The 26,047-nt window shown below is 74.7% G+C and carries 24 protein-coding genes and 8 tRNA genes; 12 read left to right on the forward strand and 20 right to left on the reverse strand.

The window, feature by feature from the left end; genetic code table 11:
• Positions 1 to 20: 20 nt before the first annotated feature.
• Both ACFYU9_RS26810 and ACFYU9_RS26815 read right to left on the reverse strand, forming a co-directional pair.
• Entirely contained in the window at positions 21 to 1,373 is a 1,353-nt protein-coding gene (locus tag ACFYU9_RS26810) for a hypothetical protein (RefSeq protein WP_389346304.1), read from the reverse strand.
• Positions 1,373 to 1,951 carry a DUF4365 domain-containing protein gene (locus ACFYU9_RS26815; protein ID WP_389212834.1) on the reverse strand — a complete coding sequence of 193 codons (579 nt, stop codon included), beginning with the start codon at positions 1,949 to 1,951 and terminating at the stop codon, positions 1,373 to 1,375. Before ACFYU9_RS26815 ends, ACFYU9_RS26810 begins: the two co-directional genes overlap by 1 nt.
• 120 nt (positions 1,952 to 2,071) lie before the next feature.
• Between ACFYU9_RS26815 and ACFYU9_RS26820 the strand changes: the two genes are divergently transcribed.
• Complete coding sequence (locus ACFYU9_RS26820) at positions 2,072 to 2,800, forward strand: 3'-5' exonuclease (protein WP_389212832.1); 729 nt, start codon at positions 2,072 to 2,074, stop codon at positions 2,798 to 2,800.
• A 114-nt stretch (positions 2,801 to 2,914) separates the two neighbouring features.
• Here ACFYU9_RS26820 and ACFYU9_RS26825 read toward each other — a convergent pair.
• Together ACFYU9_RS26825 and ACFYU9_RS26830 are read right to left on the reverse strand one after the other, a co-directional pair.
• Positions 2,915 to 2,986 (reverse strand) — tRNA-Val (locus ACFYU9_RS26825).
• Between the two features lie 40 nt (positions 2,987 to 3,026).
• Positions 3,027 to 3,512 (reverse strand): SRPBCC family protein, encoded by a 486-nt coding sequence (locus ACFYU9_RS26830; protein ID WP_389346305.1) that lies wholly within the window; start codon positions 3,510 to 3,512, stop codon positions 3,027 to 3,029.
• A gap of 82 nt (positions 3,513 to 3,594) precedes the next feature.
• On the opposite strand from ACFYU9_RS26830, the gene ACFYU9_RS26835 reads away from it, so the two are divergent.
• Complete coding sequence (locus ACFYU9_RS26835) at positions 3,595 to 6,030, forward strand: SCO7613 C-terminal domain-containing membrane protein (protein WP_389346306.1); 2,436 nt, start codon at positions 3,595 to 3,597, stop codon at positions 6,028 to 6,030.
• A gap of 78 nt (positions 6,031 to 6,108) precedes the next feature.
• Here the strand turns inward: ACFYU9_RS26835 and ACFYU9_RS26840 are convergent.
• Both ACFYU9_RS26840 and ACFYU9_RS26845 read right to left on the reverse strand, forming a co-directional pair.
• A tRNA-Val gene (locus ACFYU9_RS26840) sits at positions 6,109 to 6,183 on the reverse strand.
• A gap of 54 nt (positions 6,184 to 6,237) precedes the next feature.
• The gene (locus tag ACFYU9_RS26845) at positions 6,238 to 6,693 is read right to left on the reverse strand and encodes a TIGR02611 family protein (protein ID WP_389212826.1); all 456 of its coding nucleotides are present in this window, start codon (positions 6,691 to 6,693) and stop codon (positions 6,238 to 6,240) included.
• Positions 6,694 to 6,892: 199 nt separating this feature from the next.
• Between ACFYU9_RS26845 and ACFYU9_RS26850 the strand changes: the two genes are divergently transcribed.
• Together ACFYU9_RS26850 and ACFYU9_RS26855 are read left to right on the forward strand one after the other, a co-directional pair.
• Positions 6,893 to 7,306, forward strand: coding sequence for an SsgA family sporulation/cell division regulator (locus ACFYU9_RS26850; RefSeq protein WP_015032345.1), 414 nt, complete (start codon positions 6,893 to 6,895; stop codon positions 7,304 to 7,306).
• 192 nt (positions 7,307 to 7,498) lie between these two features.
• Positions 7,499 to 8,056, forward strand: a complete 558-nt coding sequence (locus tag ACFYU9_RS26855) for a CGNR zinc finger domain-containing protein (RefSeq protein ID WP_389346307.1) — start codon at positions 7,499 to 7,501, stop codon at positions 8,054 to 8,056.
• A gap of 3 nt (positions 8,057 to 8,059) precedes the next feature.
• Here ACFYU9_RS26855 and ACFYU9_RS26860 read toward each other — a convergent pair whose 3' ends face one another.
• Both ACFYU9_RS26860 and ACFYU9_RS26865 read right to left on the reverse strand, forming a co-directional pair.
• A complete protein-coding gene (locus ACFYU9_RS26860; RefSeq protein ID WP_389212823.1) occupies positions 8,060 to 8,236 on the reverse strand; it encodes a hypothetical protein in 177 nt (58 codons plus the stop codon).
• A 133-nt stretch (positions 8,237 to 8,369) separates the two neighbouring features.
• Positions 8,370 to 8,795: a hypothetical protein gene (locus ACFYU9_RS26865; protein ID WP_389212821.1), complete on the reverse strand. Its 426-nt coding sequence runs from the start codon at positions 8,793 to 8,795 to the stop codon at positions 8,370 to 8,372.
• A gap of 163 nt (positions 8,796 to 8,958) precedes the next feature.
• Between ACFYU9_RS26865 and ACFYU9_RS26870 the strand changes: the two genes are divergently transcribed.
• Positions 8,959 to 9,471 (forward strand): DsbA family protein, encoded by a 513-nt coding sequence (locus tag ACFYU9_RS26870; RefSeq protein ID WP_389212819.1) that lies wholly within the window; start codon positions 8,959 to 8,961, stop codon positions 9,469 to 9,471.
• A gap of 37 nt (positions 9,472 to 9,508) precedes the next feature.
• Here ACFYU9_RS26870 and ACFYU9_RS26875 read toward each other — a convergent pair whose 3' ends face one another.
• From ACFYU9_RS26875 to ACFYU9_RS26885, 3 genes are read right to left on the reverse strand one after another with little or no spacing between them, the layout of a single operon-like run.
• Complete coding sequence (locus tag ACFYU9_RS26875; RefSeq protein WP_389212817.1) at positions 9,509 to 10,345, reverse strand: GNAT family N-acetyltransferase; 837 nt, start codon at positions 10,343 to 10,345, stop codon at positions 9,509 to 9,511.
• Between the two features lie 41 nt (positions 10,346 to 10,386).
• The gene (locus tag ACFYU9_RS26880) at positions 10,387 to 11,217 is read right to left on the reverse strand and encodes an aminotransferase class IV (RefSeq protein ID WP_389346308.1); all 831 of its coding nucleotides are present in this window, start codon (positions 11,215 to 11,217) and stop codon (positions 10,387 to 10,389) included.
• Complete coding sequence (locus tag ACFYU9_RS26885) at positions 11,214 to 12,284, reverse strand: chorismate-binding protein (RefSeq protein WP_389212813.1); 1,071 nt, start codon at positions 12,282 to 12,284, stop codon at positions 11,214 to 11,216. Before ACFYU9_RS26885 ends, ACFYU9_RS26880 begins: the two co-directional genes overlap by 4 nt.
• A gap of 268 nt (positions 12,285 to 12,552) precedes the next feature.
• Here ACFYU9_RS26885 and ACFYU9_RS26890 point away from each other — a divergent pair.
• From ACFYU9_RS26890 to ACFYU9_RS26915, 6 genes are all read left to right on the forward strand, one after another.
• A tRNA-Gly gene (locus ACFYU9_RS26890) sits at positions 12,553 to 12,625 on the forward strand.
• 39 nt (positions 12,626 to 12,664) lie between these two features.
• Positions 12,665 to 12,738: transfer RNA gene (locus ACFYU9_RS26895), tRNA-Cys, on the forward strand.
• A 1-nt stretch (position 12,739) separates the two neighbouring features.
• Positions 12,740 to 12,811 (forward strand) — tRNA-Val (locus tag ACFYU9_RS26900).
• Positions 12,812 to 12,845: 34 nt separating this feature from the next.
• A tRNA-Val gene (locus ACFYU9_RS26905) sits at positions 12,846 to 12,917 on the forward strand.
• Between the two features lie 35 nt (positions 12,918 to 12,952).
• Positions 12,953 to 13,024: transfer RNA gene (locus ACFYU9_RS26910), tRNA-Val, on the forward strand.
• A 34-nt stretch (positions 13,025 to 13,058) separates the two neighbouring features.
• Positions 13,059 to 13,133, forward strand: a tRNA-Val gene (locus ACFYU9_RS26915).
• A 113-nt stretch (positions 13,134 to 13,246) separates the two neighbouring features.
• Here ACFYU9_RS26915 and ACFYU9_RS26920 read toward each other — a convergent pair.
• The 3 genes from ACFYU9_RS26920 to ACFYU9_RS26930 form a co-directional block, all read right to left on the reverse strand.
• Positions 13,247 to 13,534, reverse strand: a complete 288-nt coding sequence (locus tag ACFYU9_RS26920; protein WP_389212811.1) for a zf-TFIIB domain-containing protein — start codon at positions 13,532 to 13,534, stop codon at positions 13,247 to 13,249.
• A gap of 40 nt (positions 13,535 to 13,574) precedes the next feature.
• A complete protein-coding gene (locus ACFYU9_RS26925) occupies positions 13,575 to 14,540 on the reverse strand; it encodes a phosphotransferase family protein (RefSeq protein WP_389346309.1) in 966 nt (321 codons plus the stop codon).
• Between the two features lie 163 nt (positions 14,541 to 14,703).
• Positions 14,704 to 14,871, reverse strand: coding sequence for a hypothetical protein (locus tag ACFYU9_RS26930; protein WP_389212807.1), 168 nt, complete (start codon positions 14,869 to 14,871; stop codon positions 14,704 to 14,706).
• 458 nt (positions 14,872 to 15,329) lie between these two features.
• On the opposite strand from ACFYU9_RS26930, the gene ACFYU9_RS26935 reads away from it, so the two are divergent.
• A complete protein-coding gene (locus ACFYU9_RS26935) occupies positions 15,330 to 16,592 on the forward strand; it encodes a protein kinase (RefSeq protein WP_389346310.1) in 1,263 nt (420 codons plus the stop codon).
• A 146-nt stretch (positions 16,593 to 16,738) separates the two neighbouring features.
• Here ACFYU9_RS26935 and ACFYU9_RS26940 read toward each other — a convergent pair whose 3' ends face one another.
• From ACFYU9_RS26940 to ACFYU9_RS26965, 6 genes are all read right to left on the reverse strand, one after another.
• On the reverse strand, positions 16,739 to 17,557 hold the full coding sequence (locus ACFYU9_RS26940) for a TrmH family RNA methyltransferase (RefSeq protein ID WP_389212803.1): 819 nt from the start codon (positions 17,555 to 17,557) through the stop codon (positions 16,739 to 16,741).
• Positions 17,558 to 17,618: 61 nt separating this feature from the next.
• On the reverse strand, positions 17,619 to 18,872 hold the full coding sequence (gene cobA / locus ACFYU9_RS26945) for a uroporphyrinogen-III C-methyltransferase (RefSeq protein WP_389212801.1): 1,254 nt from the start codon (positions 18,870 to 18,872) through the stop codon (positions 17,619 to 17,621).
• Between the two features lie 175 nt (positions 18,873 to 19,047).
• Positions 19,048 to 22,494: a nicotinate-nucleotide--dimethylbenzimidazole phosphoribosyltransferase gene (gene cobT / locus ACFYU9_RS26950; RefSeq protein WP_389346311.1), complete on the reverse strand. Its 3,447-nt coding sequence runs from the start codon at positions 22,492 to 22,494 to the stop codon at positions 19,048 to 19,050.
• A 459-nt stretch (positions 22,495 to 22,953) separates the two neighbouring features.
• Positions 22,954 to 24,132, reverse strand: coding sequence for a precorrin-6y C5,15-methyltransferase (decarboxylating) subunit CbiE (gene cbiE, locus ACFYU9_RS26955; RefSeq protein WP_389212797.1), 1,179 nt, complete (start codon positions 24,130 to 24,132; stop codon positions 22,954 to 22,956).
• Positions 24,133 to 24,366: 234 nt separating this feature from the next.
• Positions 24,367 to 25,041, reverse strand: coding sequence for a GNAT family N-acetyltransferase (locus ACFYU9_RS26960; RefSeq protein ID WP_389212796.1), 675 nt, complete (start codon positions 25,039 to 25,041; stop codon positions 24,367 to 24,369).
• Between the two features lie 136 nt (positions 25,042 to 25,177).
• Positions 25,178 to 26,035, reverse strand: a complete 858-nt coding sequence (locus ACFYU9_RS26965) for a MetQ/NlpA family ABC transporter substrate-binding protein (RefSeq protein WP_389212795.1) — start codon at positions 26,033 to 26,035, stop codon at positions 25,178 to 25,180.
• Positions 26,036 to 26,047: the final 12 nt, after the last annotated feature.

Consider the following 26,047-nt stretch of genomic DNA (forward strand, 5'->3'; position numbering starts at 1 on the left):
CGGCCCCGGTGTCCCGGTGATCACTCCTCGCCCGGCCCGCACGCCTCCTCGAAGAAGTCCCCGTCCCCGGCCGTCCCGTGGATCGACTTCATCAGCCGGTCCCGTTCGGCCTCGTCCACCTGCACCGGTACGACTCCGCTCGCGTCGGTCAGGCGCCGGAAGCCGCCGCGGCTCTCCAGCCGGCCGACGACCCGGATCGGCAGGCCGACGAGGTGCGCGTGGCCGGCGGTGCGGTAGCCCTCCTCGTCGAGGGTGACGCGGACGTGGCCGACCTCCGCGCCGGCGAGGACCCGGAGCCGTACGGTGCCCTCGCCGCGCGGGCCGGAGCGGCGCATGCGGACGACGGTGCCGGTGATGCGTACGGGTACGGAGGGTTCGCCGGCCCGGTAGCGGGTGCCGGCCTCGCGCAGGGCGGGCAGGTCGCCGGGCGAGAACTCGACGGGCTCGGGGCGGGCGGCGCAGCCCTCGGGGGTGCCGGCCGCCGGGGACCATTCCAGGGTGATGCTGGCGCCCTCCGTGCCGCGCACGAGCGCGACGAGCGCGTCGGTGAGTTCGCGGCTGACGCCGGCCTCGACGGCGGTGTCGAACGCCTCCATGCCGCCGGTGGCGCGCCGGTAGTCGACGGCTTCGCGGGCCGCGTACAGAGCGTGGTAGAGCCGCACGGTGACGGCGCGGCCGGGGTCGACGGGCAGGAAGGCGGTCAGCCCGCGGCCGCCGGGGGCGGCGCCGACGACGACGGACTCCAGGGACGCCTGGGCCTGCCGCCGGTGCCGGGCGCCGTGGTAGCCGGCCCGGCCGCGGACGGCGAGCGCGCCGGCGAGCAGCACGCCCCGGGCGGCGGACCTCAGCTGTTCCTGTACGGGCCAGGGCACCGGCCCGGCCGGGCCCGGCGGCACGTCGCGCCACCAGCGGATCTCGTCGCTGGGCACGGTGAGGCCGGTGAGGACCTCGCGGGCGGAGGGCGCGGCGCTGCGGGCGAGGGCGGTGAGGGCCTCGCCGATCAGGTCCTCGCAGTCGGGGAAGGCGCGGCTGTCCGGGACGAGGAGGCTGGTGCCGCGGCTGCCGGCCTCGGGACCCGGCGGGCTCCAGCGGCTGTAGCGGCCGGCGGCCCCGCCGCGGCGCCGCCAGCCGTGCCGGGCGAGCAGCGCGCCGAGGACGCGGGGGTCGACCCGGCCGGGGTCGGGGGTGTCGCCCGCGTCGGCCCAGGGTCCGAGGGGCGCGGCGGGGACGCCGGTCCAGTGGCCGGGGAGTTCGCCGGGCGCGGGGTGCGGGCGAAAGGGCGGCGACACGGGCGGTACGGGGTGGGTGGGCGGGAGCAGGGGGCCGGGGCCGTGACCGGCACCGTTCTCGGGTTCGTCGATCGGCCGGTGCATCAGGGTCTCCCTCCCACGCCGACCCGCGCCATGATCTCGCAGAGCGCCCGGTCGTCGAAGATCCGCGTCGTCGGGATCCGCACGGTGGTCCGGCGGCGTCCCGTGACCGGGTGGCCGGCCAGGTTGATCCAGTAGCAGCAGTGGCGCAGGTCGAGCCCGTCGTGGCCGGCCCGCAGCCACTCCTCCCGGTCCCGCGGGACGAGCATCACGACCAGGATCTTGTGGACGGCCACGGGGCTGCGGGCGAGCTTCACCAGGTGCTCGTTGTCGAGCGTGAACGAGAACGCGGTGGGGGCTCCGGGGCCTGTCGTGCGCGGCGGTATCTGGTAGGTGCACTTGAGCTGCACCTTGATCGTCACTTCGTCGTCGACGGTGTGTCCCGGAGCGCTGTGGCTCACGTGCCAGTCGATGCCGTTGTCGGGGAACGGCTGCGCGAGCGAGCAGCCGGCCGCCGCCGCGACCGCGTGGAGGTATCCGACCTGGAGGGTCTCCATGCAGGCGGTGGTGGCGAGCGAGCCGCGCAGCGGTGCTGCCCGCTGGGGCGGCAGCCCTCCCGACTCGGGCTGGGCGAGCGCCATGTCGATTCCCTTCCCCGTCACCTCTGTTGTGACCTGTCCGCGTACGGCGCAAACAGCCCGGGTATCAACGATTCGGGCAGGGGGATGGCCATCTGCCGCGCACGTGCGAGGAGTTCGGGGATGACGACGCACTGGTACGAGGGGCCCCTGGCCGCCTTCGACACGGAGACCACAGGAGTGGACGTCGAGCAGGACCGCATCGTGTCCGCCGCCCTCGTCGTCCAGGACGCGGCGGGCATGCGCCCGCGGGTGACGCGCTGGCTGGTGAACCCGGGCATACCGGTGCCGCCGGAGGCCACGGCCGTACACGGCCTGACGGACGATCACCTCCAGCGCAACGGGCGGTGGCCGTCGCCGGTGGTGGAGGAGCTGGCCCGGGCGATAGCCGAACAGAGCGCGGCGGGCCGCCCGTTGGTGGTGATGAACGCGCCGTTCGACCTGACGATCCTCGACCGCGAGCTGCGCCGCCATCGGGCGTCGTCGCTGGGCCGCTACATGGAGCACGTGCCGCTGTGCGTGCTCGACCCGCGGGTCCTGGACAAGCACCTGGACCGGTACCGCAAGGGCCGGCGGACGCTGACGGACCTGTGCGAGCACTACGAGGTCGTGCTCGACGGCGCGCATGACGCCGCGGCGGACGCGCGGGCCGCGATGGACGTCGTACGGGCGGTGGGGCGGCGGTTCGCCTCGCGGCTGGAGCGGCTGACACCGAGTGAGCTGCACACGCTGCAGTCGGTGTGGCACGCGGCACAGGCGCGGGGCCTGCAGGCGTGGTTCGCGCGGCAGGGCACGCCGGAGACGGTGGATCCGGCGTGGCCGCTGCGTCCGGAGCTGCGGACGGCGGCGTGAGCCGGGCGTTCGAGGCGAGTACCGGAGGCGGGGTGCGGGAAGCGCGCGCGGGAAGCGGGGCCGGAAACGAAGGAGGCCGGTCCGTCTTTCGACGGACCGGCCTGCCTTACCCGGTGGGCGATACTGGGATCGAACCAGTGACCCCTTCGGTGTGAACGAAGTGCTCTCCCGCTGAGCTAATCGCCCGGGCAACGGGTGAAACCATACAGGCCCGCCGGGGTTTCGTTCAAACCGGCCGGACCGGCGCGGACCGGGACGGGTCCTGGCGGCGCAGCCGGGCGGCGAGTCCGCGGCGGCCGCCGCGCATCATCAGGGCGTGGTTGGCGCGGAACAGCGGCCGCCCGGGTACGGCGAAGGCGCGCATGAGCGGGTTCCTGACCTCGACCTCCTGCTCGTAGAGGGCGCGGGTGCCGGTGCCGCCGGGCAGTGCGGTGAGCGTCCAGCGGGCCCAGCCCTCCAGGTCGCCGCCGAGCCGGATCTCCAGGACGCGGGCGTCCGGGTCGCGGCGCCGGGCCTCGGCGGTGACGTGGAGGTCGTACGGGAGCAGCGAGCGGAAGCGGGCGGTGCCGGTGCGTTCGTCGTGCGGGACGACCTCGCGGACCTGGGGCCACCAGCTCGGGTACTCCTCGGCGCGTTCCAGGACGGCGTAGACGGCGTCGGGCGGGACGGCGAGCCGCCAGACGGTGCGGAATCGGTAGTGGCACCAGTCCATGGAGCCAGTGTGGGCTACTCAGGGCCGGATCTGAGTATCCGCGCGCATTCCCCGGGGCTGTGTCCGGGGCCACACTCCGGCTATGGATTCCTCCCTGCCTCCCGCGGAAGAGCTGGTGCTCGTCGACCGCGAACTGGCCCGACTCGACGCCCGCCGGGCCCAGTTGCTGCTGCGCCGCGACTGGCTGCTGCGGGTGCTCGCCCCACGGGTGCCGGCGGCCGGCCCGGCGACGGCGCCGTGGCCCGCACCCGTACCGACCCGTCCGGAGGCGACGCCGCGCAGCACGCAGAACGTGCTGCTCACCCTCGGCGGGGTGCTGCTCACGGTCGCCGCGCTGGTGTTCACGCTGGTGAGCTGGGGAACGATGGGCATCGGCGGCCGGTCGGCGGTGCTCGCGGTCGTGACCTCGGCCGCGCTTGCCGCGCCGGCGCTGCTGCTGCGCCGGGGGCTCGCGTCGACGGCGGAGGCGGTGGCGGCGCTCGGTCTGGTCCTGACGGTCCTCGACGCGTACGCGCTGCACCGGGTGGCGCTGCCGGACACGGACGCGCTCGCGTACACGGCGGTGGCCTCGGCGGTCCTGGCGGGTGCCTGGGCGGGGTACGGCGCGGCGCTGTCCGGGCTGCGGATGCCGGTCCCGGCCGGGGTGGTCGCGGCCCAACTGCCGCTGCCGCTCGGGGTGCTGGCCGCCGGTGGCGGTGTGGTGCCGGTGGCGTGGGCGGCGCTCGCGACGGCGGTGCTCGACCTGGTGGTGGTCCTCTTCACGGCGCCGCTCGCGCCGCGGGTGACGGCCGGTGCGGGCGCGGCGGGTCTGGGCGGCTGGGCGCTGCTGACCGGCCTGGCCCTCTCCCTCTCGTCCCCGGTGCGGGGCGCCCTGCTGCTGCTCGTGTGTGCCGGGGTGCTGCTGTACCTGGCCACGCGCCACGCCCCGGCGGCCGTCGCCGCGGCCACGGGGGCGGGCCTGTCGGGGATCGCGGCCGTGGGCGGTCTGCTGCGCGCGGTGGTGCCGGTCGCGTGGGCGGTGCCGGCGTACGCGCTGGTCGCGGTGGTCCTCGCCGGGGCGGCGTGGCGGCTGCTCGCGGGTGTGCCGGCGCTGCGCACGGGGCTCGCGCTGGCGGGCGGCGGGGCGCTGGGCCTCACGGTCGTGTGGGCGCTGCCGCCGTCCCTCGTGGGTGTGCTCGGTCCGCTGGGCCGGACGTCACCGGTGTGGTCGGGGACGCACACGGACAGCGGGCGGATGCTGTCCGGCTTCCCGGCGGCGGCTCCGCTGGTGCTGCTGCTCGCGGTGGGCGCCCTCGCGGTGGTGCCGCGCGTCTGGGCCCGCTGCGGCGCCGTCGCGCTGGGCTGGGCGCTGCTCGTCGCCCTGCCGGTGTCGCTGGAGCTGCCGTACGCGGCGGGGCTCGCGTTCCAGCTCCTGGCGGCGGCGACGGGCCTGGCGGTCTCGGTGCGCCCGGCGGTCCTGGCGCGCGGCCTGGTCCGGCCCGAGGCACCCGGGACGTCCAGGGCGGTGCCGCCGGGCGCGGTCGCGGCGGCCGTCCCGGCGGAGCCGGCGTCGGTCCTGGCGTGGCTCGCCTTCGGATGCGGGCTGGCGTCGGCGCTGTCGGCGGTGGCGCTGGGGCTCGACGCGCGGGCGGCGACGTTCGCGGTGCTCGGGGTGCTCGCGGTCCTGTGCGGCGGGGTCGCGGGGTACGGGGCCGGGGTGCGGCGCCTGGTCGGGGCGTCGGCAGCGGTGCTCGCGGTGGCCGGGCTCGTCGGTGCGGGCGCGGCGGCCGGGCGGCTGGGAGTGGCGGTGAGCGGGCTGGTGCTGCTCGCCGTGCCCGCGGGGACGGCGGCGGCCGGGGCGTGGCTGCGGCGGCATCCGGTGGCCGTGGTGGTGGAGGCGACGGGCGCCGGGGTGGCGCTGTGCGGTCTGGGGCTCGGCGTCGCCGCGGGGCGGCCGGCGCTGCTCGCGCTCGGGCTCGGCCTGGCCGGGGTGATCGCGTCGGCGACGGCGCTGCGGCCCGAGCGGCGCACGGTGGCCGCGGCGACGGCGGCGGTGCTGTTCGTCCTGGCCGCGTGGGTGCGGCTCGCGGTGTGGGGCGTGACGGCCCCGGAGGCGTACGCGCTGCCGGTGACCGTCCCGGCCCTGGCGGTGGGTGTGCTGCGGCGGCGCCGCGATCCGGAGGCGTCGTCCTGGGCGGCGTACGGACCGGGTCTGGCGGTCACGCTGGTGCCGAGCCTGTTCGCGGCCTGGACGGACGCGCAGGGGACGCGCCCGCTGCTGCTCGGGCTCGCGGCGCTGGCGGTGACGCTGCTCGGCGCCCGGTTCCGGCTGCAGGCGCCGCTGGTGCTCGGCGGGGCGGTGCTCGTCCTGGACGGCCTGCACGAGCTGGCGCCGTACGTGGTGCAGGTGGTGGGCGCGCTGCCGCGCTGGCTGCCGCCGGCCCTGGCCGGGCTGCTGCTGCTCGCGGTGGGGGCGACGTACGAGCAGCGGCTGCGCGACGCCCGCCGGCTGCGGGAGCGGCTCGGCAGGATGCGCTGACGGCGGGCGGGCCCGGCCGGGAGGCGCGGGAACGCCGAAGGCCCGGAGACGTGATCGTCTCCGGGCCTTCGGGCCGGGTGGTGGGCGATACTGGGTTCGAACCAGTGACCCCTTCGGTGTGAACGAAGTGCTCTCCCACTGAGCTAATCGCCCGGGCGCACCGCAAACATTACCGCATGTCAGCGGGGCTCCCGAACCACGTCCGGGTCACTGATCGATCTTCCACGGCATGACGAGGCCGAACTTCCAGACGTAGAAGCCCACGAGCGCGGCGATGATCACCAGGCCGATGGTGGTGAGGATGATGTTGCGGCGCCGGACCTTCGGGTCGAGGGCCTTCTGGGCGGCCTCGGTGACCTTGCGCTTGGTCCAGCGGAGCACCAGCTGGGCCCAGACGAACTCGGTCGCCCAGATCGCCATGCCGGCGAAGATCACCAGCCAGCCGGGGCCGGGCAGGGGCAGCATCACGATGCCGGCGCCGACCACGGCGAGTCCGACGACGAAGACGCCGACCTGCCAGCTCATGTGCAGGGTCCGGCGCGCCTTGATGAACTCGGGCGCCCGGGATCCCAGCGGCGTCTCGTCAGCCTGCTCCGGCTTTTCCGGGCCGGGCGCCGCGCTCGCCACGGACTCCCCCGCCCGCTCGTCACTGTCCGCATTCATGCATCCCAACCTACCGGACCGCCCGTCCCGACGAGGCCCGCTGAAATGGCGGTATTACCCAAAGTCACACGCCGCCGATCGAGCTACCTGAACGATCACAAAACAGACAGAGGGGTTTACAACGGCACCGTAGGTGGCATGTCGATTTCGCCGACGTGCGAATCCCCGAGCGCACACTGAGCGAAAGGCCCTGGCGCTTATGAACACCACGGTCAGCTGCGAGCTGCACCTGCGCCTCGTTGTGTCGAGCGAGTCCTCACTGCCTGTACCCGCGGGCCTGCGGTATGACACGGCCGATCCGTATGCCGTGCACGCCACCTTCCACACCGGAGCCGAGGAGACGGTCGAATGGGTCTTCGCCCGCGACCTTCTCGCCGAGGGGCTGCACCGGCCCACCGGCACGGGCGACGTCCGGGTCTGGCCGTCCCGCAGCCACGGTCAGGGAGTCGTCTGCATCGCGCTGAGTTCCCCCGAGGGCGAAGCCCTGCTCGAGGCCCCGGCGAGGGCCCTGGAGTCGTTCCTGAAGCGGACCGACGCCGCGGTGCCACCGGGCACCGAGCACCGGCACTTCGACCTCGACACGGAGCTCTCCCACATCCTGGCCGACAGCTGAGCCAGCCCGAGAGCCGCACGGCGCCGTCCGACTCGGGGAGACGGCGCCGCGCGGGCAGTCGCTTACGCCTTTCCATCGGCGCCCTCCACCGCGCAGCCGGCGCGGCGGAGGGCGCCGATGCGCGTTTCCGGGTCGCGCTAGAGTCAGCGCAAATCCGCGGGCACCCGCCCGCAGCCGGCCAGGGAGCGCATCGTGCTGATCCCCCACGACACCCGCATCGCCCTCGACACCGTCGTCGATCTGATGAACACCGCCCCCCAGGGCGACCGCGACGACGAGCTCGAGGACATCCCGGCGCTTCGGTCCTTCGTGCACAGGCACAAGATCAGCGACGTCGGTGAGCTCGACGCCGACGATCTGAAGGCCGTCCGTGACGTGCGCGAGCGCTTCACGGCCGTCTTCTCGGCCCCCGACGCCCGGATCGCCGCCAGCCTGATCAACCAGCTGGTCGCCGCCGCCGGCACGACGCCGCAGCTCACCGACCACGACGGCTACGACTGGCACGTGCACTACTTCGCGCCGGGCGCCTCCGTCGCCGACCACCTGGGCGCCGACTGCGGCATGGCGCTGGCCTTCATCGTCGTCGCGGGCGAGCAGGAGCGGCTGCGCCGCTGCGAGGCGCCGGACTGCGGCCGGGCCTTCGTCGACCTCTCCCGCAACCGCTCCCGCCGCTACTGCGACAGCCGCACCTGCGGCAACCGGCTCCACGTCGCCGCCTACCGGGCGCGCCGCAAGGAAGCCGCGGGCTGACCCTCACAGCAGGAACAGATCGTGGACGGCGGCCATGAGCAGCAGCCCGCCGATCACCGCCAGGAAGATCATCAGTGGCGGCTGGGAGAGCGCGAACAGACAGCCGCGCGGCTCCTCGGCGGGAGGTGCGGTGGGGGGCGCGGCGGAGGTGGGGACGGGGTCCCGCGAGGTATCGAGCATCTCGCGGGGATGATCGCGCACACGGCGGCCCGGAAATCCCGCAACACACCCCACGGGCACGCCCGTTCACCCCATCCCGTGGACGCGGGGAACGAGAACCGTCAGAACCGGTCGGATCGACGACCGGTCCCGGTCATATTCCGTGCTTCTTCAGAATCGCCTCGATGTCGCTGAAGTCCTCGTCGCCGGTCTTGGCCTGCGGCTTCGCGGTCGGGCCACGCCGCCCCGCGCCGAGCGACGGCGCCGAGGCGGCCGGTGCCACGGCCCCGCGCCCCTCGCCCGCGGTGGTCTCCGCCCGCCCGGCCCGGCGCCGCTCGACGGCCCGCGTGGACGACAGGAGCAGCCAGGCCGCGCCGAGGACACCGAAGCCGGCCCAGGCGACCGGGCTGAAGGCCGTGTCCGCCAGCCACTGCACCGCACCCGTCATCACCAGGCCGAGCGGCACCAGCGCGTAGGCGGCTATCCGGGCCGCGGCCAGGTACTTCTTGCGGAAGGCCGTGACCGCGGCGATGCCGAGGCCCGCCACGGCGGCCGCGGAGCAGATGGTCTCGGCAAGCATGCGGTCCTCCTGGTCACGAGTGGGACGTCACGGGTGGCACGCCACGGGTGGTTCGTCCCTTCCATCCTGCACCGCCCGGGCCGCCCGCGGCCATGGCCCGGGCCCCGGATCAGGGAGATCTCCGGGTCGTCCCCCAGGGATCGCCGGATGGGAGACTCTTCCCATGAGTGAGTCCACCACCCCCGCCTCCCCGGTCGTCCTGGAGACCTGGTTCGACCTGCAGTGCCCCGACTGCTTCCAGGCCCTCGACGACGTCCGCGCGCTGCGCGAGAAGTACGGCGCCCGCCTCGACGTGCAGCTGCGCCATTTCCCGCTGGCCAAGCACAAGCACGCCTACGCCGCGGCCCAGGCCGCCGAGGAGGCGTTCGCCCAGGGCAAGGGCTGGGAGTACACGGAGGCGCTGCTCGCCAGGACCGCGGAGCTCGGCGAGCGCGGCGAGCCGGTGCTCCTGGAGGTGGCGGGCGCACTGGGCCTGGACTCCGAGGAGTTCGACACCGCCCTGATCGACGGCCGGCACCTGCTCACCGTCGACGCCGACGAGGCCGAGGGCAAGGCGATCAAGGTCACCGGCACCCCGACCTATGTCGTCGGCGGCGAGCGCCTCGACGGCGGCCAGAGCCAGGACGGCCTGCGCGCGCGCATCGAGGAGATCGCCGACCGTCTCCTGGCGGCCTGACCCGCCGGACGGGCGCCGGCGTCCGGCCAGGTACTCCCTAGAGCGGCTTGGCGCTGTTGAGGCAGGTCGTGCGGTAGCCCAGCGACTCGTAGAGCCGGAGCGCCGGGGTGTTGCCCGCGAAGACGTGGAGTCCGAGCAGGCTCTCCCCGGCCGCCCGCGCGGTCTGCTCGGCGAGCAGCATCAGGGCCCGGCCGTGGCCGTGGCCGCGGTGCTCCTCGGCGACCTCGATGTCGTACACGTACCCGCCGCGCGTCCCCGGTTCCAGCTCGCGCGGGCCGGTCCACACCCGGCCGACCACCTGCCCGTCCAGGACGGCCAGGTGGAATGCCATGCCCGGGGTCGCGAGCCCGTCCGGGAGCAGTTCCCGGTGCCCGGCCTCCGCCTTGGCGCGGGCCAGGTCCGCCGGCATGCCGCGGTCGATCCAGCTGCGGGCGTAGCCCTCCCGCGCCGCGGCCTCCCACGGCCCGAACTCGGCCTCGGTCATGGGCCGCGCCTGGAAGCCGGGCGGCAGGGCGGCGGGCCGCTCCGGGAGCTCCTTGACCATGTTCCGGCTGCGCTCGGTGTAGCCGAGCGAGCGGGCCATCCGCAGCGCGGGCTCCGCCGCCGCGGGCACCTGGATCAGCACCTGCCGGCAGCCCCAGTCGCGCAGCACCTCCTCCGAGGCGAGCGCCGCGACCGTGCCGCGGCCCCGCCCGCGGTCCGGCTCGTCGACCCGGAGGCGCTGGATGACGCCCGTGGTCGGCCCGAAGCCGGGGTCGGTGGAGACGTGCACGGAGCCGACCCGGCGGCTGTTCACGCAGATGTCGTACGTGCGCGAGCGGCCGCCGTCGGCGGACTGCTGGAGCGGCTCGGACGGCCGCAGGGTGGTGGTCATCACCGGTGTTCTACCCACCCCGCCGCCCCACCGTCATCCGGTTAACCGAGCTTCGGGTCGCGGTCCTGGGCCGCCCGCTCCTCGAAGACGCGCATGGCCTTGGCGGTGACCGGGCCCGGCGCCCCGGCGAGTTCCCGGTCGTCGACCCGGTGCACGGCCTGGACGTCGCGCAGGGTCGAGGTCAGGAAGATCTCGTCGGCGCTGTCCAGGACGTCGAGCGGCAGGTCGGTCTCCTCCGCGCCCGTCCATTCCACGGCGAGGGCGCGGGTGATGCCCGCGAGGCAGCCGGAGGAGACGGGCGGGGTGAGGACGCGGCCGCCGACGACCACGAAGACGTTGGAGCCGGTGCCCTCGCAGAGCCGGCCGACCGTGTTGGCGAACAGCGCCTCGGAGGCGCCGCGCTCGTGCGCCCGGGCGAGGGCGACGACGTTCTCGGCGTACGAGGTGGTCTTCAGGCCGGTGAGCGCGCCGCGTTCGTTGCGGGTCCACGGGACGGTGATCACGGCGGTGGAGTCCGGGCGGCGGCCGGTCTCGCCGAGCGCCACGACCAGGCTCGGGCCCGACGTGCCGCGCTCGGAGCCGAGCGGGGAGAGCCCGCCCGTGTAGGTGATGCGGAGCCGGCCGAGTTCCATCGGGTTGGCCGCGAGGACGGCGGCGCAGGCGCGGCGGACCTCGTCGAGGTCCGGGTCGGGGAGTCCGAGGCCGCGGGCGGAGCGGGTGAGCCGCTCCAGGTGCAGGGTGAGAGCGAACGTTTCGCCGCGCTCGGCCTTGACCGTCTCGAAGATGCCGTCGCCGACGGTGAGCCCGTGGTCCAGGACGGACACCAGCGCGGCCCCGGCGTCGTGCAGTGCGCCGTTGACCCAGAGTTTCATCGAGATATGGCCTTTCCACTCGCCTCGTACGCGTCGCTCGCCTCGTACCCGCCCGACGCTATCGCGACGAGCCGGGACGCCTTCAGTTCGGTCTCGGCCCACTCCCGCTCGGGGTCGGAGCCCCACGTGATGCCGGCACCGGTGCCGAAGCGGAGCAGGCCGGCGGCGCGGTCGATCCAGAAGGTGCGGATGCCGACGGCGAGCTCGGCGGTGCGCCGGTCGGCGTCGACCCAGCCGATGCCGCCGCAGTAGGGGCCGCGCGGGGCGGTCTCCAGGGCCTCGATGATCCGCAGGGCGCTGGACTTGGGGGCGCCGGTCACGGAGCCGGGCGGGAAGGTGGCGGTGAGCAGCTCGCGCCAGCCGGCCTCGTCACGCAGCTCGCCGCGGACGGTGGAGACCAGGTGGACGAGGCCGGGGTGCGGTTCGACGGCGCAGAGCTCGGGCACGGTGACGGACCCGGTGGCGCAGACGCGGCCCAGGTCGTTGCGCACCAGGTCCACGATCATCACGTTCTCGGCGTGGTCCTTCTCCAGGAGGTCCTCGGCGGTCCTGCCGGTGCCCTTGATGGGGCCGGACTCGACGGTGCGGCCGGTGCGGCGCAGATACAGCTCGGGCGAGGCGGTGGCGATCTCCACGCCGTGCGCGGGCAGCCGGATCGTTCCGGCGTACGGGGCGGGGTTGCCGCGGGCCAGCAGGGCGGTGAGCGCGTCGACGTCGGCGTGGGCCGGGTCGGGCAGCGGCGCGGACATCACCCGGCAGAGGTTCGCCTGGTAGACCTCGCCGCGCGCGATGTGCTCGCGCACCCGGCGCACGCCCGCCGTGTACGCGGCGCGGTCGAGCGAGGACGTCCAGTCGCCGGCGGCGGGGCCGCGCCAGGCGCCGGGCAGCGGCGCGGGGACCGGGTCGGGTCGCACGTCACCGAAGCGGGCGCAGGTCAGGCGGCCCTCGAAGTCCGCGCAGACGGCCCAGAAGCCGGTGGAGTCCAGCGCCTCGGGATCATGGGTGACGTCCCGGAGGTCGGTGGCGAGGAGGCCGCCGAAGCGCGCCATAGGGGTGAGGGGGTGCACTCTTGCGAGTCTAGGACGGTGGCCGGAAGGGGACCCGGGGGCCGCCGGCGGACGCCTCACCGCCACCCCCGGGACACGGGGAGTGAACGCCGTACGAACGCTCCCGCACCACGCCGCGCGCGCCCCCGCCGGGACCCGGCCGGCGGCCTGGAGGGGGTCTGGAGGGGGTGCAGGTCAGCACGCTGCGCAAACGCGTTTTTGTACTGGCCGAGGAATCCGCTAAAGTTCAACACGTCGCCGGGACGCGCAAGCGAAACGGAAACGACAAGCGGACGTGGCTCAGTTGGTAGAGCATCACCTTGCCAAGGTGAGGGTCGCGAGTTCGAATCTCGTCGTCCGCTCGATGTGGGGGATCTTCCCGAACCCCTGTTATCACTCCTGGTGGAGTGGCCGAGAGGCGAGGCAACGGCCTGCAAAGCCGTCTACACGGGTTCAAATCCCGTCTCCACCTCCAAGGACGATTAGCTCAGCGGGAGAGCGCTTCCCTGACACGGAAGAGGTCACTGGTTCAATCCCAGTATCGTCCACTGGACCCTCGGGTCCTGGATCCTCGGATCCCCCGCGCGATTAGCTCAGCGGGAGAGCGCTTCCCTGACACGGAAGAGGTCACTGGTTCAATCCCAGTATCGCGCACCGGACCTTCGGGTTCGTGATCTTCGAGTCACCCCGCGCGATTAGCTCAGCGGGAGAGCGCTTCCCTGACACGGAAGAGGTCACTGGTTCAATCCCAGTATCGCGCACCGGATCCTCGGATCCCGGCTCTCGGATCACCCCGCGCGATTAGCTCAGCGGGAGAGCGCTTCCCTGACACGGAAGAGGTCACTGGTTCAATCCCAGTATCGCGCACCAGAGATGAGCCCCCGGCCGCTGCTCGCGGCCGGGGGCTTCGTCGTGTCCGCTCCCCCGCCCGGAGAGGGGGGCCGCCCCCGGAGGGGCGGCTCGACGCCTCAGGACCCGACGCCTCAGGAGGAGAACAGCAGCCGGCCGAAGCCGCCCTTGTGGTGGCCGTGGTGACCGCCGTGGTGCCCACCGTGGTGACCGCCGTGGTGCGGGGCTCCCCAGGCCGGGGCCGCGGGCTGCGCCGGGTACGCCGGCGGCGGGGCCTGCTGCACCCACTGCGACTCCAGGCGGGTCAGGGCCTCCAGCTCGCCGTAGTCCAGGAAGATGCCGCGGCAGCCGCTGCACTGCTCTATCTGGACACCGTTGCGGTTGTAGGTGTGCATGGGCGCGTGGCACTTGGGACACTGCATGCGGGTCTCAACTCCCTGCCGTTCGAATGGTGCTCTCACCCTAGGGGGACGCAGGCGGGGCCAACTCGGTTCGGAGCGTACCGATTCGGGCACAGGTGTCGATCATCACCTCTTCCACCTCGTCCAGCGGGCGCCCCTCGACGGTGGACTTGGCGACGGCGAGCGCCGCGGTCTGCACGGTGAGCGCGCGGGCCGGGACGTCGAGCCGGGACCAGGGGTCGGCGCCGGGGCCGCCGCTCGCCGGGCCGCCGGCCGCCTCGTACGCCCCGAGGAAGCGCGCCCAGACCTCCGGCGCCAGCAGGCCCGCCGCGAACCACGCCGCCGGGCGGGCCAGATCCCAGGCCGGGTCGCCGAGGCCGAGGTCGTCCACGTCGATCAGCCGCCAGGACGGGCCGCCGCCCGGCCGGACCAGCTGGCCCAGATGGAAGTCGCCGTGGCAGAGCGCCCGGTACGCCCCCGGCCCACTGCCCGGCTCCGGAACGGTGCGCCAGGCGCGCAGCACCGCGGCCGCGGCCGGATGGTCCGGCGCGGCGCGGCGCATCCGCGCCACCGCGAGGGCCGCCTTCACGGGCGCCCGCATCGCCGGCAGCCCGGGCGGGACCGGGACCCGGTGCAGCGACGCGAGCAGCCGGGCCGCCGCCTCCCAGGGCGCCGCGTCCGGATCGTCCGGGTCGACGGGCGTGCCGTACGGCCAGGCGGTGAGCGGCCGGCCGGCGGGGAAGGGGGTGCGAGGCGCGGGGAGAGGCGAGGCCGACGACGGTACCGGGAGTGGCGGGAGGAGGACGTCGGTCAGGGACGGCAGGGCCGCCACCGCGGTGCGCGACCGCAGCTCGTCGGGGTCGCCGCCGGGCGCGTGGGCCTTCAGGACGAGGTCTCCGTGCCGTACGACCGTGCCGTCGTCCCGGTCCGCGAGCAGGTCCACCGTGCAGCGGCACGACGGCGCCCCGTCGGGGTGTGCCGCCTCGCGGGCGAGCGCGTGCAGGCGGGTGAGATCGGTTTCCTCCACGGCGGGAGCCTACGGGGCGGGCGAGCCGTGCCGGAAAAGCGCGAGGGCCGGTCAGCTCCCCAGCTGACCGGCCGCACGCTGCCGTCCGCCGCACCCCCGTCCCCACGGGGTTGTTGGCCGGATGTCCCCGACCCGGGCCGCTCTCCCGGGTCCGGGGCGCCGCTCAGCGCCCCAGCATCACGCCCACGGACGACGCCTGTGTGACCACCGCGTCCCAGCCGCCGAAGACGACCACGAGCAGAGCCGCGAGAGGGAGGACCATGGCGGTCGCCACCAGAGGGTGACGGTGGCCGGTGGGACGGGGATTCGTCCGCGGGGCCGGGAACGCCATGGTTCCTCTCCTGTCGGCTCGTGCTGATCGGACTGGTAGGTCGGCGCGGCGGGTGCGGTGACCTCGGGGGACGAGTGCTGCACCCGCCGCTTGACCTCAAATCTAGGCAGCGACGGCCGCACGGACGTCATGCCCGCGTACCGACTTCCGGGCCTCCCGGAGGATGACCCCACTCCGCCTGGCGTACTCCCCAGGGTGGAGACCGGTCCGCCGGACCCAGGGTCTTCCCCGAGGGGATGCGTGACGTCGGTCACGTTTCACCCGCGCGCCCGGGGTGTCGGCCGGACGGAATCCCAACAAGCCTGATACGAGAGGGTGTTGGCGGCCGCTTGTGCTGACCGGGCCTCAAGTGTCCCCCTCAGCACTGACAATCGATGCGGCCAGGAGGGCGCGGCCTGTGAGCACGCCGGTGCGGCGGTACGTAAGCTGTGCCACGTCGAACGGACGAGGGGACGGACATGGCGATGATGCGGCTCCGGCGCGAGGACCCGCGGATCGTCGGGTCCTTCCGGCTGCACCGCCGGCTCGGGGCCGGCGGGATGGGGGTCGTGTACCTCGGCTCGGACCGGCGCGGGCAGCGGGTGGCGCTCAAGGTCATCCGGCCCGACCTCGCCGAGGACCAGGAGTTCCGCTCGCGTTTCGCCCGCGAGGTGTCCGCCGCTCGGCGGATCCGCGGCGGCTGCACCGCCCGGCTCGTCGCCGCCGACCTGGAGGCCGACCGTCCCTGGTTCGCCACCCAGTACGTGCCCGGGCCCTCCCTGCACGACCGGGTCGCCGAGGAGGGTCCGCTGCGGGCCGCCGACGTCGCCGCGATCGGCGCCGCCCTCTCGGAGGGCCTGGTCGCCGTGCACGAGGCCGGGGTGGTGCACCGCGACCTCAAGCCGTCGAACATCCTGCTCTCCCCCAAGGGCCCCCGCATCATCGACTTCGGCATCGCCTGGGCCACCGGCGCCAGCACGCTAACGCACGTGGGCACCGCCGTCGGCTCCCCCGGCTTCCTCGCGCCCGAGCAGGTGCGGGGCGCGCCCGTCACGGCCGCGACCGACGTCTTCTCGCTCGGCGCCACCCTGGCGTACGCGGCCATGGGCGACTCGCCCTTCGGGCACGGCAGTTCCGAGGTCATGCTCTACCGCGTCGTGCACGAGGAGCCGCAGCTGCACGGCGTGCCCGACGCCCTCGCGCCGCTCGTGCGGGCCTGCCTGGCCAAGGATCCGGAGGAACGTCCCAGCACGCTCCAGCTGTCCATGCGGCTCAAGGAGATCGCCGCCCGCGAGGCCCAGGGCCTGCCGGCCGCCGCCCGGCCCTCCGCGCCGCAGGGCCGCGAGCGGAACGAGGAGCGCGGCGCCGGGGCCGTACGGCCCACGGAGCGGTACACCGAGCGGACGACGGAGCGGTCGGCCGTGGAGTGGGACGGCGAGCGGGCGCCCGAGCGAGGCGGCGCCGAGCGCGCCGGCGAGCGCGCCGCCCGCAGGCCGGCCGGCGACCGGCCCACCGGTGGACAGGGGCGACCGGCCGGTGCCCGGCCCTCCGCGTCCCGGCCGTCGTCGCCGCGTACGGGCGGAAGCTCCCGGGCCCCGCAGTCCCGGCCCGGCGGACGCAACACCTCCACCGGCCTGCGCCCCGCCAACCCCCGGCTGCTGCGCCAGCGGATCTTCGTCTTCGTGGTGGTGACGCTCGTGGTGGCACTGGGCATCGCGGCCGCGCAGGCGCTGCAGGGCTAGGGTCTGTCCGACCCTGATCCGCCGGACAGGCCCTAGCGCCGGCACGCACCCCGGGCCGCCGGCCCTGGGCCGTACGGCCTCCGGACCCGGCGCCGCTCCCCCGGGTCCTACGGCCTCCGGGTCCTACGGCCCTGCGGCGGCGTCCGTCAGTCCTGCGGGCGGCCGGCCGTCACCGCGTAGAAGGCGACCGCGGCCGCCGCGCCGACGTTCAGCGAGTCCACGCCGTGGGCCATCGGGATGCGGACCCACTCGTCCGCCGCGCGCAGCGCCTGCGTCGAGAGGCCTTCGCCCTCCGCGCCGAGCATCAGGGCGACCCGGTCGAGCTTGTGCGGGGCGGCGTCGTCGATCGACATCGCGCGGTCCGCCGGGGTCAGCGCGAGCAGTTTGAAGCCCGCCTCGCGGACCGCCTCCAGGCCGCGCGGCCAGGTGTCCAGGCGGGCGTACGGCACCGAGAACACGGCGCCCATCGACACCTTCACCGAACGGCGGTACAGCGGGTCCGCGCAGTCCGGCGACAGCAGCACCGCGTCCATGCCGAGCGCGGCCGCGCTGCGGAAGATCGCGCCGATGTTGGTGTGGTCGTTGACCGCCTCCATGACCACGACCCGGCGGGCGCCCGCGAGCAGCTCCGGCGCCGTCGGCAGCGGCTTGCGCTGCATGGAGGCCAGGGCGCCACGGTGCACGTGGTAGCCCGTCACGCGCTCGGCGAGGTCCGGGCTCACCGCGTACACCGGTGCCGGGAGTTCGTCGATGACGTCGCGCATGACGTCGACCCACTTGGCCGAGAGCAGCATGGAGCGCATCTCGTAGCCGGCGTCCTTGGCGCGGCGGATGACCTTCTCGCCCTCGGCGATGAACAGGCCCTCGGCGGGCTCGCGTCTGCGGCGCAGCTCGACGTCGGTCAGTCCGGTGTAGTCGCGCAGACGCGGGTCGTCGGGGTCGTCGATCGTGATGAGTTCGGCCACGGGGTGATACTGCCTTGTTCCGGGGATGGTGCCAATGCGTACAGGTGTGGGGGGCTGTGCCCTAGTGGTCCGACGGCTGCGGCGGCTTGCTCGGGCCCTCGTGCACCACGTCGCCGATGACGATCACCGCCGGCGGGCGCACCTCCTCGGCCTTCACCGTCTCCGCGACCGTCGCGAGGGTCGCGTCGACCCGGCGCTGGGTGGCGGTCGTGCCCTCCTGGATGAGGGCCAGCGGGGTCTCGGGCGCCTTGCCGTTCGCCATCAGGGCCTCGGCGATCCTGCCGATCTTGTCGACGCCCATGAGGATCACGAGGGTCCCGGTCAGCTTCGCGAGCGAGGCCCAGTCGACGAGCGAGCGCGGGTCGTCCGGTGCCACGTGGCCGCTGACGACCGTGAACTCGTGCGCCACGCCGCGGTGCGTCACCGGGATGCCGGCGGCGCCCGGCACCGAGATCGAGCTGGAGATGCCCGGCACCACCGTGCACGCGATGCCCGCGGCGGCCAGGGCCTGCGCCTCCTCCATGCCGCGGCCGAAGACGAACGGGTCGCCGCCCTTGAGGCGGACCACCGACCTGCCCCGCTTCGCGTGCTCGATGAGCGCGTTGTTGATGGCCTCCTGGGCCATGTACCGGCCGTACGGGATCTTCGCCGCGTCGATCACCTCGACGTGCGGCGGCAGCTCGGAGAGCAGGTCGCGCGGGCCGAGCCGGTCCGCGATGACCACGTCCGCCTCGGCGAGCAGCCGGCGGCCGCGCACGGTGATCAGGTCCGGGTCGCCGGGGCCGCCGCCGACCAGGGCGACGAACGGGGTGCGGGCGCGGTGCGCGGGCGCGGCGATCGAACCGTCGCGCAGGCCCTCCACGATCGCGTCCCGCACGGCCGCCGAGCGGCGCGGGTCGTGGCCGGTGAGCACCGCGACCGTCACGCCCTCGCTGGCGCCGGTCGCCGGGGTCCACGCGGTGGCCGCCTCGGCGTCGTCCGAGCGCACGCACCACGTCCTGGTCCGCTCGGCCTCGGCGGAGATGGCGGCGTTCGCGACCGGGTCGCTGGTCGCGACGAGCGCGTACCAGGCGTCGGTCAGGTCGCCCTCCTCGTACCGGCGCCTGATCCAGGTGATCTCGCCGGTCTCGGCCATCGCGTCCACGGAGGGCGTGGCCGAGGGGGACACCAGGGTGACCCGCGCGCCGGCCGCGATCAGCGCGGGCAGCCGGCGCTGGGCGACCTGGCCGCCGCCGAACACGACGACGCGGCGGCCGGCGAGGCGCAGTCCGACGGGGTAGGCGGGGTGCTCGGCGTGCTCGGCGTGCTCGGCCATGGGGCGGGCGGCTCCTCTGGAGGGCGGTGCGGTGCACCTCACGATATCGGTGACCTGGGGGTTTCTCGCTGTGACGGATGTCCCTCGGCCGAGCGCCGTCGGTCGGTGCCGGCAGGACGAACCGGTCCCCCGGTCCCCCCGGCGAGCGGGGGGACCGGGGGACGTCTCGCTGCTGCTACTTCTCCGTGACGCCGGCCGAGTCGAACGTCGCGACCTCGTGCATCGCGCGCGCCGCGCTCTGCACCACCGGCAGGGCGAGCAGCGCGCCCGTGCCCTCGCCGAGGCGGAGGTCCAGGTCGACCAGCGGTCGCAGGCCCAGCTTGTTGAGCGCGGCGACGTGGCCCGGCTCGGCGCTGCGGTGGCCGGCGATGCAGGCCGCGAGGGACTCGGGCGCGATGGCCCGGGCCACGAGCGCGGCCGCGCCGGTGGAGACGCCGTCCAGGATGACCGGGGTGCGGAGCGAGGCCGCGCCCAGGATGAGGCCGACGAGCGCCGCGTGCTCCAGGCCGCCGATGGCCGCGAGGACGCCGATCGGGTCCGCCGGGTCCGGCTTGTGGAGGTCGAGCGCGCGGCGGACCACGTCCACCTTGCGGGCGTGCATCTCGTCGTTGATGCCGGTGCCGCGGCCGGTGACCTCGGTCGGGTCCACGCCGGTGTAGACGGAGATGAGGGCAGCGGACGCGGTGGTGTTCGCGATGCCCATCTCGCCGGTGAGCAGCGCCTTGTTGCCGGCGGCCACCAGGTCGCGGGCGGTCTCGATGCCCACCTCGATGGCGGCGACCGCCTCCTCGCGGGTCATCGCCTGGCCGATGGTGAAGTCGGCGGTGCCGGCCTTGACCTTGCGGGGCAGCAGGCCCGGGGTGGAGGGCAGTTCGCTCGCCACGCCCACGTCGATGACGCAGACCTCTGCGCCGACCTGGTTGGCGAAGGCGTTGCAGACCGCGCCGCCGCCGAGGAAGTTGGCGACCATCTGGCCGGTCACCTCCTGCGGCCAGGCGGTGACGCCCTGGGCGTGCACGCCGTGGTCGCCGGCGAAGATCGCGACGGCGGCCGGCTCCGGGATCGGCGGCGGGCAGACCCGGGACAGGCCGGCCAGCTGCGCGGAGATGATCTCCAGCATGCCGAGCGCCCCGGCGGGCTTCGTCATGCGCTTCTGCCGCTCCCACGCCTCGCCGAGCGCCTTGGCGTCCAGCGGGCGGATGTTGGAGACGGTCTCCTGGAGCAGGTCGTGCGGCTCCTCGCCGGGCAGCGCGCGGCGGCCGTACGTCTCCTCGTGGACCACCCAGGACAGCGGGCGGCGCTTGGACCAGCCGGCCTGCATCAGCTCGGGCTCGTCCGGGAACTCGTCGACGTAGCCGACGCACAGGTACGCGACCACTTCGAGGTGCTCGGGCAGGCCGAGGGCGCGGACCATCTCGCGCTCGTCGAAGAAGCTGACCCAGCCGACACCGAGGCCCTCGGCGCGGGCGGCGAGCCACAGGTTCTCGACGGCGAGCGCCGAGGAGTACGGGGCCATCTGCGGCTGCGTGTAGCGGCCGAGGGTGTGGCGGCCGCCCCGGGTCGGGTCGGCGGTCACGACGATGTTCACGGGCGTGTCGAGGATGGCCTCGATCTTCAGTTCCTTGAACTGCTTCGCCCGGCCCTTGGGAAGGGACTTGGCGTACGCCTCGCGCTGCGTCTCGGCCAGCTCGTGCATCGCCCGGCGCGTCTCCGCGGACCGGATGACGACGAAGTCCCACGGCTGCGAGTGGCCGACGGACGGCGCGGTGTGGGCCGCCTCCAGGACGCGGAGCAGCACCTCGTGCGGGATCGGGTCCGAGCGGAAGCCGTTGCGGATGTCGCGGCGCTCGCGCATCACGCGCAGCACGGCCTCGCGCTCGGCCTCGTCGTAGCCCGGGGCCCGCTCCGTGACCGGGAGCTGTGCCTCGGCCTGGTCCGGGTCCTCGTCCTGGGCCTCCGCCTGGGTCTGCGCCTGGGCTTCCGCCTGGGCCGGGTCCGCGGTCTCGGCCTCGACCGCTGCCTGGTCCACGACCTGGGCCTCGGCCTCGGTCCGGGCCTCGGTCTGAACATCGGCCTGGGTGGGGTCCTCGGCCGGGATCTCGTGCTGCGGCTGGGCTTCGGCGCCGGCCTCGGGCTCCGCCGGGGCCACCGGGGCTTCCGGCTGGAGCTCGGCGACGGCCGCGGGCTGCGGGGCCTCCACGGCCTCCCGCGGCGCCTCGGCCGCGGGCGCCGCCGGGGCCTCCGCCACCGGGGCGGGCTGCTCCGGCGTCTCGGGCGCGGCCTCGGGCTGCTGCTCGGGGGCGTCCTCGGCGACGACCGGGATCTCTTCGGCGACCGCCTCGACCGCGACCGCCTCGACCGCGGCCGGCTGCTCCTCGGCGGCCGGAACCGGGGCCTCGGCCACGGGCTGCTCCACGACGGCGGCCTCCGCCACCGGGGCGGGCTGCTCGGGGGCGGCCTCGGCCGGTGCCTCCGGCTCGGCCTCGCGCGGGGCGGGGACCTGGACCGGGGCGGGCTGGGCCGGGGCCTGGGCCTCCTGGGCGACCGGCTCGGCGGCCGGTACGGGTACGGGTGCGGGCTCCACGACCGGCTCGGCGGCGGGGGCCTCGGCGGCCACCGGCTGGGCGACGACCGGCTCGGCGACGGCCTGGGCCTCCGCCACGGGCGCCTCCACGGCCTCGGCGACCGCCACGGGCTCAGCGCCCTCCTCGGCGGCCGGCTGCTGCTCGGGAGCGGGCTCCGGCTGCGGGGTCGGGGCCAGGTGCGGGGCGGTCGGGACGGAGCCCTCGACCGGGACGAACTGGGCGACCGGCGGAGCGGCAGCCTCGGCCGGGGCGGCCGGGGCCTCCTGCGGCGGGACGGTCCACGGCACGGCGCCCTGCGGGGCCGTCTGCTGGTCCTGCGGGATGTCCAGGTACTCCGGACCGGCGGTCGGCAGGCCCGGGGTGCGCACCGGCATCGGGGCGGGCGCGGCGGCGGCCACCGGCATCGGGGCCGGGGCGGCGGGCGCCGGGACGGGCGCGGGCTGCGGCGCGGCGGCCGGGCCGCGGTCGGCGAGGGAGCGGACCACGCCGCCGGTGGCGTCCGGCGGCACGGGCGGACCCATGTGCAGCGGACGGCGGGCGGGCGGCGGGGTCTGCGCCTCGTGCATGCGGACGCCGCCGAGGTCGACGGAGCCGGTGTCGCGGCCGGCCGCCTCGTGGGCGCCGGTGTCGAGGATGCCGGGCTCGTAGCCGTGCTCGGTGACGAGCGGCTGCTCCTGCGGGGCGGCCAGCGGCACGCCGTGCGCGGGAGTGGGCAGCGGAGGCAGCGGGACGCCCTGCGGCGGCGTGGCGCCGGTGACCTGCTCCAAGGGGGCGGTCAGCGGGTCGACGTCGAGCATCGGCGGGGCCGGCACGGTGACCGGCGGCGCGGGCACGACGCCCGGCGGCTGCTCGCTCCAGGCGCCCTGGGCGCCCGGCATCAGGAGCACTTCGTCGTCCTCGGCCTGGTGCGCCGCGTCTGCCATGTTCTCGGAGGGGTCGGGGTAGGTGAACGCGCCGGGAGCGGGGACGCCCGGCTGCTCGACCATGGCCGCGTTCTCCGGCAGCCCCTCGCCCGGGACCTGGCCGGTGTCCGTCATGCTGCGTACCCCTCGCCCATCGGTTGTGCTCCTTCAGACCTGCGCCCGTCGACAAGAACGAGCGTGCGCGCCGCGCGGCACGAGACGCGCGGACACCCATGCATTGTCGCGGCCTTCGGCCATCGTGGCAGGCGGATCCGCCACGGTGCGCTGTGGACTGCGCCACGTCGCGCGGTTTTCCGGTTGCTGCGTACCACAAAAGGCGCCCAAGAGGGCCCCTTTTTCCGGACATTGGAGAGCAAATCTCCGGCCACCCGGGGGCGGTACAACAATCGGCCAGCCTACCTCGCCCGGTGGGCGGCGCGATCACGGGTGGGCGCCCGTGAGACGGGCCGGAGTCCGCCGGGCAGCGCACGCCGGAGTCCGCCGGGGAGTGCACGCCGGAGTCCGCGGGGAGTTGCCGCTGGAGAGTTCACGCGGGAGTGCGCGGGAGCGCACGCGCGTGTTCGCGAGGGAGCGTCAGCTCCGGCGGCCCGAGAGGAGGAAGACGACGGAACGGGCCCGCTCGGTCCAGTCGGCCGGATCGAGACCGACGGTCTGCAGCAGGGCGCACTCGACCTCGTAGCCGCCGTCGGCGAGGGCGTGGCTCATCGCCTCGGCCTCGTCGCGGGTGGCGGCGTGCGCGACGATCCGTTCGGGCCGGCGGTCGGTGCAGGCGGTGACGACGGGGACGCCGCCGCCCCCGATGCGTACGACATCGGGCTCGGGCAGCCGTTCCAGGACGTGCGGGGCGCGCCCGGGGACGGTCTGGAGCTGGACGCCGGCGGCGCGCGCGGCGGCCTCGGTGCGGGCGCACGCCTCGGGGTCGGCGTCGACGGCGATGACCGCGGCGCCGAGGCGGGCGGCCTCGACGGCGAAGGCGCCGGTGGCGCAGCCGATGTCCCAGACGAGGTCACCGTCGCGGGGGCCGAGGCGGGCGAGTCCGGCGGCGCGCAGCGTGGGGTCCTGGCCGGCGCGGCCGCCGGTGTCCGCGCCGGGCAGCGCCCAGCCGCGTACCGCAGGGGTGTCGTGGCCCATCAGCCAGCCCCCGGTGGAGCCGCCGCCGATGACGAGGACGACGTTGGGGTCGCGCCAGACGTGGTCGGCGGCCTTGTCGGAGGTGAGGACGGAGACCTGTTCGCGTTCGGTGCCGAGTTCCTCGCAGATGACGAAGGTGCGGTGGACTCCGTCGAGGAGCAGGGCGAGTTCGGCGGGCCCGGCGCCGGGCGAGGTGAGGACGGCGACCTTGGGGTGGGCGCGGCAGACGTTGACGGCGCGGCGCAGGGTGCGCTGGTGGGCGACGACGACGCGGGCGTCGTCCCAGGGCATGCCGGCCCGGGCGAAGGCGGCGGCGACCGAGGAGACGGCGGGCACGACCTCGACTTCCAGGCCGTGTTCGGGGGCGCGCAGGGTGCGGACGACGCCGAAGAGGCCGGGGTCGCCGTCGGCGAGGACGACGGCGGTGCCGCGGTGGCCGGCGATGCGGCGGGCGGCGAGGTCGACGCTGCCGAGCCGGATGCGTTCGGCGGCGACCGGTACTTCGGGAAGCGCCAGGTGGTGGGCGGCGCCGGCCACGAGGGTGGCCGCGGCGAGCGCGGACCGGGCCGCCTCGGTGAGGGGCGAGCCGTCCCAGCCGATCACCGTGACCCGGTCGGCCATCTGCGTCTGTCTCCCTGGGGGTGTGCGGGCGGGGCCTGTCGAGCGTACCCGGGCGGCCGGCTCCGGCCGGGCGATCGGGTCCGGTCGAGCGGCCGAGTCCGGTCGAGCGGCCGGGGCGGGCCGGGGCGGTCGGCTCCGGCCGGCGATCGGGTCCGGCTCCTGCGGGATCGTCCGACCGACGGGAACATCCGGCCGACGGGAACGTCCGCCCGGCGGCCGGCTCCGGACGGGTGGTCAGCTCCAGTCGGCGTACGTGGAGAGTCCGGCCTCGGCCATCTGGTCGGCGACGCCGTCAAGGTCCTCGGGGAGCAGGCTCCACACGATGAGGTCGGTGCGGAAGTCGGTCCATTCGCCGGTCTCGGTCTGGCTGCGCGCTATCCAGGCGTTGCGGAGCACGCCCTCGCTGATGCAGCCGATCTTCTGGGCGACCTGCTGCGAGGCGGTGTTGTCGGCGGCGGTGCGCAGTTCGAGGCGTTCGAAGCCGCGGTCGCCGAAGAGCCACTGGGCGACGGCGAGGACGGATTCGGTGGCGTAGCCCTCGCCGCGGGCCCAGGGGGCGGTGACGTAGGCGACCTGGGTCGCTCGGGTGCGCCAGTCGGTGTGGTGGAGGTGGACGGTGCCGACGAGCCGCTGGGTGAGGAACTCGGTGACGGCGAAGACGATCCCGCGGCCCTCGGCGCGTTCTGCAGGAGCGATCCTGCGCACCCATTCCTCGGCGTGGGCGCGGGTGTACGGGTGCGGTACGGAGGTCCAGGCGACCACGAGTTCGTCGTTCATCATGTCGGTGAACGCGGGGAGGTCGGCCTCCTCGTAGGGGCGCAGCACCAACCGGTCCGTGCTGATGGAGAGGGACGGGAAGGTCGTAGTCATGCGCAACTCCATACGTGAATGACCGTGAACGCACAGCATGCAGCATGCGGCTGTCGCCGCGCATGCGCGGGTGACACGAGCGAGCCGAAGGCCCCGTGCGCCGGACGGGGCGCGCGGGGCCTTCTGGGCAGTGGACGCTGCCGCGTGGGCGGCGGGTCCGGGAGGTGCGCGAGGACTACTTGGCGGGAGCGCCGAAGGCCGGGACGACCGAGCCCTTGTAGGTGTCCTCGATGTACTTCTTCACCTCGGGCGAGTTCAGGAGCTTGACCAGCTTCTGCACGCGGGCGTCCTTCTCGTTGCCGGCCTTGACGGCGAGGAAGTTGGCGTAGGGGTTGCCCTCCGCCTTCTCCAGGGCGAGGGCGTCCTTCGCCGGGGACAGCTTGGCCTCGATGGCGTAGTTGCCGTTGATGACGGCGGCGTCGACGTCGTTCAGGGCGCGGGGCACGGTGGCGGCCTCCAGCTCCTTGAACTCCAGGCCCTTCTTGTCGGTGATGTCGGAGAGCTTGGCGTCGGTGCCGATGCCCGCCTTGAGGGTGATGAGCCCGTTGTCGGCGAGCAGGTGCAGGGCGCGGCCCTCGTTGGTGGTGTCGTTGGGGACGGCGACGGTCTGGCCGGCCTTGATGTCCTTCAGCGACGCGACCTTCTTGGAGTAGAGGCCGAGCGGCTCCAGGTGGACGTTGACCACCGGGACGATGTGGGTGCCGTTCTTCTTGTTGAAGTCGTCGAGGTACGGCTTGTGCTGGAAGTAGTTGGCGTCGACCTGGCCGGACTCGGTGGCGGTGTTCGGCAGGACGTAGTCCGTGAACTCCTTCACCTCCAGCTTCAGGCCGGCCTTCGCGGCCAGGTTGTCCTTGACGAAGTTGAGGATGTCGGCGTGCGGCGTCGGGGACGCGGCGACGACGAGGGGCTTGTCGGCGGAGCCGGCCGCGTCCTTGGTGGAGGACGGGTCCGACGAGGTGCCGCAGGCGGTCAGGCCGAGGGCGAGGGCGGCGGTGGCGGCGATGCCGGCGGCGAGCTTGATGTTCTTGCGCACGAAGAGTGCCTC

This window comes from Streptomyces sp. NPDC004327, from assembly GCF_042873935.1.
In the GTDB taxonomy this organism is placed as follows: domain Bacteria; phylum Actinomycetota; class Actinomycetes; order Streptomycetales; family Streptomycetaceae; genus Streptomyces.